This is a genomic window from Maribacter sp., assembly GCF_039974175.1.
In the GTDB taxonomy this organism is placed as follows: domain Bacteria; phylum Bacteroidota; class Bacteroidia; order Flavobacteriales; family Flavobacteriaceae; genus Maribacter_C.
Window position 1 is genome coordinate 1 of record NZ_JBDWJN010000005.1, and the last position, 8,388, is coordinate 8,388.

Below are 8,388 nucleotides of genomic sequence, written 5' to 3' on the forward strand. Positions count from 1 at the left end.
AGTAACATCAGTGCGTTAAAGAACCATTTTCGCCCTACTTTGAATTCTGGTATTCCATTAGATGCAGATTATGAAAACAACACTTTGATAAACTGCGGATTTACGCTTGATTAAAACTAAGATCATTCTCTTTACAATTCATTTGAAAGATACTTCTATACATTGAACATTTAAACTACAGCTAGTTTTTGTATTTTAAACGTCTTAATGTTAAGAGTTTTGAAAATGAAGAGAAATAGAATTATTATCATTGGAGTACTAGTATTTTCTATTTTGATTTTTTCTTTTTATTTCCATGATAGATTTTCACAATCAAAATATTTACAATTTTATCAGGTGGATACCAAAAAGGATTCTGTATTAAAAATCGGTATTATTGGTGATAGTTGGGCCGCTGGAAAGAAGTTAGATTCAATTTTGCATAACCAACTATTAAAGCGAGGTCTCAATAACAAAATAATTTCATCTGGTAAGCCGGGAGCAAAAAGCAAAGCGGTTTATCAAAATCTATTTAAGAACAAAGAGGATAAGTTTTCATCCAAAGTTGTAATCGAAAATAAGCCAGATTATTGTATCCTAATTCTGGGTGTAAATGACGCCGCCTCACAAATTGGCAGGCATTACTATTCTTACCATATGGTTCAGATTATCAAGACTTTATTGCATTATAAAATAAAACCAATCCTTGTTACTTGCCCTGAATTTGACATTGAAGAAACAATTGATAATATGAATATTTTGAGTAGAAATAGAAATATAATTTCTGCTTACTTTAATAATAACGGTGAAATAGATAATATCAAGACCTATAGAAAAACTCTGATGGAAGAATTAGCATCGGAAGAATTGGTGAATGACATAGTTTTGATCGATTTTGATAGAGTGTGTCCAGATTATAAAAATTGTTCGCAGATGTATAGAAATTCATCACATTTATCAGAAAAAGGTAATGTAAAACTCATAGAGGTAATTGTTGGCGAATTGGTCAATGAAATTCCTCAACTCGGACAACATACGCACTAAAATTCTACGAACCATGGGATGAGTAGACCTATTGAATACTCTGATTTAGGAAATATTTCCGAGTTTGGTGTGGAAAAAGTAAAATAAGTACAGGTAACCACTTACATACTACCGATGCTTATTTGCGTCTCATTGTCGAGAACCTACAAGTTTTTCCCAACCTGCCGTTAACAGCAAGCCGTAAGTTTAACCCCAGGCTAGTATTCCTTTTCCTTGAAATTGATTTTGTATAATCAGGTCAAATGTAACCCTAGGTATTTAAAAAACAATACATTAATTAAACCCTTCATATCGAATCACATGAAGGGTTTAGATTATTGTATTTTTTTACTTATTGTTAATTAACAACTTCTTCATATGTATGTTTCCGACTACATCAGTAACTTTAATAAAATACATGCCTGAGTTCAAAGCGCCGATATTAAGTAAGTAAATACTTTTGTTTTTAATCTCACTATCAGGTGTTGTCATCGTAACCCGACCCAACATATCTAATACTTCAATTTCGGATATGGTAGTCGAATTATTCAATTCAACCCATACCAGGCCAGATGCCGGGTTAGGGTGCAACCTCATATTTGCTGTGTCATCAGGTGTAGATGTAAAGTCATCTAATGAAACCGTAAAGGCAGTTGAGCTGATAACGGAGACGTTGTCAAAGTAATAAAACTCATTCGCGAAACTTACAGAGGCTTCTACTATGATTTGAATAGTGGTACCACTGATTCCTGAAACCGAAAATGTTTGAGGCGAAATGTCATTGCTTACAGAACCAAACTGTACTGGTGCTCCACCATCCAATACATAAAATGCACGTATAAAGTCATTGTTTTCCTTTGCATTATTATTGTCATCATCAATATCAATTGAAACGGAAACTGAACCATCAATTTGAATAATTTGAGAGGTCCAAGTACCTATACCGCCGGGATCATTTATAACAAATTCACCCCCATTTTCAGAAAATATTCCACCACTTCTAGAAGAAGTCCATGCTGTAGCACCGTTGTCTGATGTAGATCCATCAGGTATTCCGCTAAAGTCTTCTACCCAAGGTAAATCTGAGGGCAATTGGTCTACCACCATTGCTACAACGTCGGTAGAAACAACTACGTTATGCAGATCAACCGCGGTAATTTCAATGGTGTAATCGGTACCTACTGCACTTAATGGAGGAATTCCACTAATAGTGCCTTTGCTGGTATCAAATGACATCCACGTAGGTAAAGGGTTTACACCGTTTAAGAGCGCTGTATATGTCAATTCGTTTCCTGGATAACCATTGTCTAAATACGCACTTGAGAGTATGGTGAAAGGAACTTCCGCAAGAATAGATTTCGTAGTTAAACTAGGTGCACTTGGTAAATTTTCGGGCCTAATGTTGGTTATATAGATCATATTATCATTCCAATCACATGGGCCACAACCTCCTCCTCCAGAAAAATCTTGAATACCTAGATACTCGTTTGGTATTATATTCCCATCCACATCTCGCACTTTATAAAGGCGCACATATAACATCTGTGAATTTGAACCTGAGGTATTGGTACCACCGCTAGAAGGTCTACCTGCTATCACTACTCTAAAAGGTTGAGTTATGCTACTATTAGAATCATTGCTGATAACGCCAGAACTATTTCTTGGCAAAATGGTGTTGTACCAATTCGTATTTCCTGTAAAATTGATTCCTCCAACTATTGTGGTGTTATTTGCCTGTATAAACCTCATATTGGCAGGACTACCCGCGAATGCGGCCAGTGCAAATGCCCTAACCGGTTCGGCCGGATCTGCCTGTACAAAGGTCGACGACAAAACTAAATCACCGTCATAACCGGCATTCACATTTGAAGGTAAAGGAAATTGTGCCACTGGAATGTTAGGATCTAGGTTTGGCGGACTAATCGTACCTGAGGTGTTTACAATGCTTATAATACTCGTTTTGAACCCAAATAAATCCACTATCTCTTGAGGCTCTACTTCAAAAGCACCTCCTGGTTCAGGACTATATGAACCGTGTAAAGCAACAAGCACATCACCCCCATTATCGGCATTTGATACAAATTGCAAGTCTTCTAGGTGCAATGAGTTGTCAGCTGTTGCCCCAAGGTCGGTAATAAAAGTAATATCAACATCTTTTGAGCCACCAACAGGAATAGTTATTGGTAATGTAGTGTCTCCGTCCGAGCCAGGAAGAATAGTAAATACAAAATCTGCTGGGTCTGAGACGACGATGTCGGAAATTGTCAAATCAGCGGTTCCGTCGTTATGCACCCTCATGATATTACTTTCATGAGAAATTGCCAATTTTCCATTTGCGTTCATCGGCGTACCTATTCTATGGAACGAGTAATAATCATCTGCCGGGAAACCTCGATTTGTGCCCGGTATCTTTGTCATATTCTCAACGGTCAATCGAGCTCCAGTAGTGGCTTCAATACTAAAATTAAAGACTTCTTGGGTAATATTTCCTTGTCCATCTTCGGCTTCAACCTGAAGTACATGTGCTCCTAAACCTGTAACCTGCAAGGGAACAGAATAAGGTATAGTAGTGCCTCCATCGAGCGTATATTCAAAGCGAACAATATTGTCATTTCCTGTTTTATCTTCTGCGCTTAACGCAATATCTACAGGTCCTCGATAGAGATCAGGAGCGCTTGTGTCGCCTTCAAATGTCGCAGTAATGACAGGTGGAAAAAGGTTGGGATCCAAGGTGGCAATTTGAATATAATTCAATTTCACGTTGACGCCATAAGGGTTTAGTGAAACTCTCAACAAGCCATTGGTAACTTCTACAATTTCCGAATTATTAAAATATTTCAAACTGTTCGGGTTGTTGTTCTGTTCATCGAAATCAATTACCGTTACTCCATTCACATCTAACAAATGGTAACTGTCTGTATCTTCGATATCACCTACACTCATGTTTACACTGTAAACACCATTAGGTAATTCGACTAACCAATCTCTTGTTGGAACCGACTGGCTTCTAGAACCCAAAATGGTTAAGGTTTTATGGAGCGGATCATTGTTTACACCATTATTTCTATTTCTCGCATTAACGGTTGCACTAGTTGGTGTTAACGTTCCAGGCAACACCCAGCCGTAGGTAATATCGCCCTGTGCAGTACTTTGAACTCCATAAGCGATTCCCACGTCATCAATAAAACCAGCTGGAGAAATTTCTATAGGATTATTCGCTTGAAAGTTAAATTGATAGGTGTAGGCGATACTTTCGGTTACTATTACATTAACCATAATGTCTTCAGGTGTATTGCCAACCAAAGTAGCAGTAATTGTTGCCTGATAATTTCCTTCGGTAAGTCCCGCTGGGTCAATGCTTATTTCCAATGGAGTGCCAATAGCAACCTCCGGAAGAATAACCCAGTTCTCAGACGCAGAAAGGGTCACATCTTCTGCCAATACACCACCTATTTCGGAAATAGTTACCAGTTGTGATGCCACAACAGGGTGATTCTCAGAAAAAGAAAAATCTAAGTTTTGCTTATCAAAACTTATGCTTTGCCCATCTACGAAAGGCTTCACATTATCCAATACGAAGGCATAATCCTGATAGTCACCGTTAAAAGCGGCTTCAAACGTTACAAAATAACTGTTAGGAACTGGATTTCCATTTCTATCGTTTCTTGGATAAATTCTTGTTCGATGCGGAAACGGCGTATTAATGCCGTCTTCGGTGTAATATGTAATACCTGAATCAGCAGAAATTACATACAAACCAAAGGAAGAGTTCCCAGGATCAAAACTATTGCCTCCTGACTGCAATACAGGAAATAATGTCTGAGCATCAGTAAGGCCATCGGCTATTACACCCACCTCATTTAGAACTATCGACCCTTCATTGGTAAACCATCCAAAAGGTAGTGCTTCAACAGGAGAGTATCGAGCAACCGGCGTAACAATAACTGGATCAGTAGAAGCACGAACCCATCGATCAATACTAACTTCATCACCTATTGGAGTTGGAATTACGTTATTATCGAGCGTGGTCCAACCTACATCTAACCCATAGCCTAGTACATCAGCGATGCTTTGTAGCGGAGGTTCTTGATTACCTTCAAGCCCAGCTTTTTTAAGGGCAAAAAGGCCGATATCAAAAATTGGATCTACCCCGTCACTGGTAATTGTTAAACTGGCATCTTGATACCCCAAATTGGATCCATCAAGATCAGGGGCATAGGTAATGGTATAAATTTGACTTGCCGCTGGAGCAATTGATGTAGCCCCAGAGGGAGTAACCGGATTAAATTGATCAGCAAATGTACCCGTAATAGCAACATCAGAAATGTTCAATATCTCGTTACCGGTATTGAATACTTCCACAGTTAAGGTTTCTGTGTTGGGGCCTTCATTATTATCAGTTACTTCAAAAATTAATTCTTTTGGAGTAGGCTCAATTCTTCCTGCAATGCTAGCAGGAATATCGGCCCTTAAGAGTGTCAATCTAGCGGTTCCGTTATTGTCTCTATCGTATTCAGAAACATATATATTACCAGTTCTCGGATCTTCGATTAAATCTAAAGGATCATCAAGTCCTCCAAGTCCTGGAATGGAATTATAGGCTTCCCCAATATCTCCATTTCCTTGAGGATTTAGTACCAAAACATCGTCTTGACCACTAAAGCGTACAACCATCAAAAGGTTACTAAGTCTTCCTCCAAAGGCATCACTCTTATATTCAATAGCTCCATTGGGCGATTTGTTTTTTCCAAAATCATAAGCAGGTTCCCTATAGTTAGGGTCCGCAGCTAGCGTATTTGGATATTTGCCTACATCAACGTAAGTAGCCTCTACTTGACCAGGAAGTCCGCCATAGGCAACACCTCCATGGTTTAACACAAACTCACCTCGATAGGGGTTTGGATGCCCGTGGTAGTCACCCCCTTGTGTCTTATATAGAAAATCTTTTTGAGTCTCACCTCCAATAAGTGCCGGAACAGTCGGAATAGTCGTCAATCCGTCAATCCGTCTAGCTAAGGCATAGTCAGCAGTTCCAGGAGAATTCGGAGAATTCACGCCGTTGCCTGCGGTACCGTTAACAGGTACATACAACCATCCGTTCGTATGCCAAACTAGATCATAAGCATTGCGAACACCACTGGTGAAAATACTTAAGGGTGAATCTACGGAATAGGGGTTGTAAGTACCATCACTCATAGTGGTGCCTACAGCTGGTGCAGCATTGATGATGGCAATATTATCAGTAGTATAAGCGTCTAGTGGTAGTGTACCCAGTTTATTTAGCTCCAATTTGAGAACTGCCCCAGATAACAAACGTTCTGGTCTGTTGGCCCAAACTGCATCGGGTTCACCACCTGCTGAGTTACTACCTTGATTAATGTACATATCACCCGCAGGATCAAACTCGATACTGTTAGTAAGATGATCTTTCGAAGATCTGGGTAAATGAATTACTAGATCTTCAACAACAGATAGATCATTCCCAGTCAAACGGCTAATTTTCCCATCCCATTCCGGACCGTTCGTAATAGCAGCCATATTATGGGAAACATATGCAATTAGATTGTTTGCAGTTGAAGCAGGATCAAAAACCAAGCCAATGATCATACGATCATTATTGTTGTTTACTCCAGTTACTGGATGAGGCGAACCTTGTAAAGCCGGCGTAAGTATTTCAAGATTCGATAAGGTGCCATCTGTTGCTATATCCCATCTAAATATTCTTCCATCTGATGCAAAATCTCCAATAGTACTACCATACAATTTTCCATCAGGCCCAATTTCAAGGCTAGAAAAACGCTCATCAGAAGTACCTGGGCCTAAAGCGGGTCCACCAGGAACCTGGGTAAACGTTATACCAGTCAAATCAATGGAAGTAACAGGTTCGTCATCGAGATCACCTGTTGTAAAGCGAGATTCAAAAGGCACAAAAGCGATTCTATTAGCAGTATTACCTATGAGGTTAACCTCTATACCATTGGTTAATCTGAAAATATAGGTAGTGAATGCTTCTAAGGGTTGCAGTGGTGTCAGCGTTATGGCGTCACCTCCCCCAGTATCATTTGAGTTGGACGGCACCATGGTTTCATTGCTTGTAACCGGATCCACTCTAAATAAATTTACGTTTCCTGCCAAGGTCGACTCGTCTAATTCATATCCACTTGGAATAACAAGTTCAACATTTGCTTGAAAATCATTAATTATGACTGAAATTTCATTGTTTTCTGGGGTGACATTCGTGAAGAACGGGCTTACCCCTGAACCAACATTGCTGATTTGAACATAGTTGATCTTCGTATTAAAACCACCTGTGGGTTCAATAGTAAGTCTACCATCGATAACGTTAACCAAACCTGATCCCGTAGTGAATTGAGTAGGGTCTCCTTCTGCTATTCCTAGCGGGATATATTTGTTGATTAAATTAAAACCTTCAGCATAAATGCTATGCGCAGGTATACTTCCGTTATTATCAATTTCAGGATCACCAACACTAACTGTTACTTGATAAGAACCATTGGGTACTGCTATTTCCCATTTGGCTTCAGGCAAGTATCCATTACTTGGGTTCGTAGATACATCACCATATTGCATATGGATCAATGTATTCTGTAAATCATCGACTCCAGCCACGTTTCTATTCCTGCCATTTTGGGTTACGCTAACAGGGGTAGAAGTAGTTGCATCTAACCAACCATAGGTTAAACCATTACCTCTAATCGCGTATGAAAGACCTGTATCGCCTAGAAAATTTGGTGGTGGGGCAATAGGTCCGAAATTAATATTGGCAATAAAATTTGTAACCGTACTTTCAACTTCAAAAGTATCGAAATTGGACGTAAACTGAGCGCCGTTCCTTGAAGTGTTGTAGATACCTGCAAATCCCATATCTGTACCTCCGATATTTCTGCCGGTAAAGAAATTGGCAGGTATGGGTAAGGTTCCTAAACTAGTTTGAGTTCCAGCTCCTATGGTATAGAAAGCCTCGACTGTTAAGGTATTGGGATCTAATAATAATTCTAAGAGCACATCGTTGCCAGATACTCCGACCGCGATTACTTGCAGCTGTTCGGAAGCTGTAGAAAGGCCAGCTGACTCAACGCGCATCTCGACATTGTCGTTGTTCACATTGAGTTTCACAAAATTATCTTCGTCGTAGCCGTACCATATACCGGCTTGAGCTCCGCCAGTTCCTGTTATAATATTCAGCAACGATGATTTGATCAAAAATGGCGTTGTTGTAGTGAGAACCCCAACACCTAGACTATTAACTTGGTTGTTGTTGTTTGAGCTTGCTGGAGGGTCGAGATAGGCGATACCTCTTTGACTTGTCATCGATAACATTCCCCCTGCCACGGTTAATAGTGATGGTTCGAAACCATTTACGTT

General features: G+C 39.6%; 2 protein-coding genes. One reads left to right on the top strand and one right to left on the bottom strand.

What is annotated here, in order from left to right; all coding sequences use genetic code 11:
- Positions 1–225: 225 nt before the first annotated feature.
- Positions 226–1,023: an SGNH/GDSL hydrolase family protein gene (locus tag ABJN95_RS05490; protein ID WP_348369069.1), complete on the top strand. Its 798-nt coding sequence runs from the start codon at positions 226–228 to the stop codon at positions 1,021–1,023.
- A gap of 327 nt (positions 1,024–1,350) precedes the next feature.
- On the opposite strand, the gene ABJN95_RS05495 is transcribed toward ABJN95_RS05490, so the two are convergent.
- The gene (locus ABJN95_RS05495) at positions 1,351–8,343 is read right to left on the bottom strand and encodes a putative Ig domain-containing protein (RefSeq protein ID WP_348369071.1); all 6,993 of its coding nucleotides are present in this window, start codon (positions 8,341–8,343) and stop codon (positions 1,351–1,353) included.
- Between the last annotated feature and the right edge of the window lie 45 nt (positions 8,344–8,388).

Bases quoted from the DNA above. Each gene is read 5' to 3' on its own strand.
- ABJN95_RS05495 (WP_348369071.1), bottom strand. From the start codon at position 8,343: ATGTTATCGATGACAAGTCAAAGAGGTATCGCCTATCTCGACCCTCCA.
- ABJN95_RS05490 (WP_348369069.1), top strand. From the start codon at position 226: ATGAAGAGAAATAGAATTATTATCATTGGAGTACTAGTATTTTCTATT.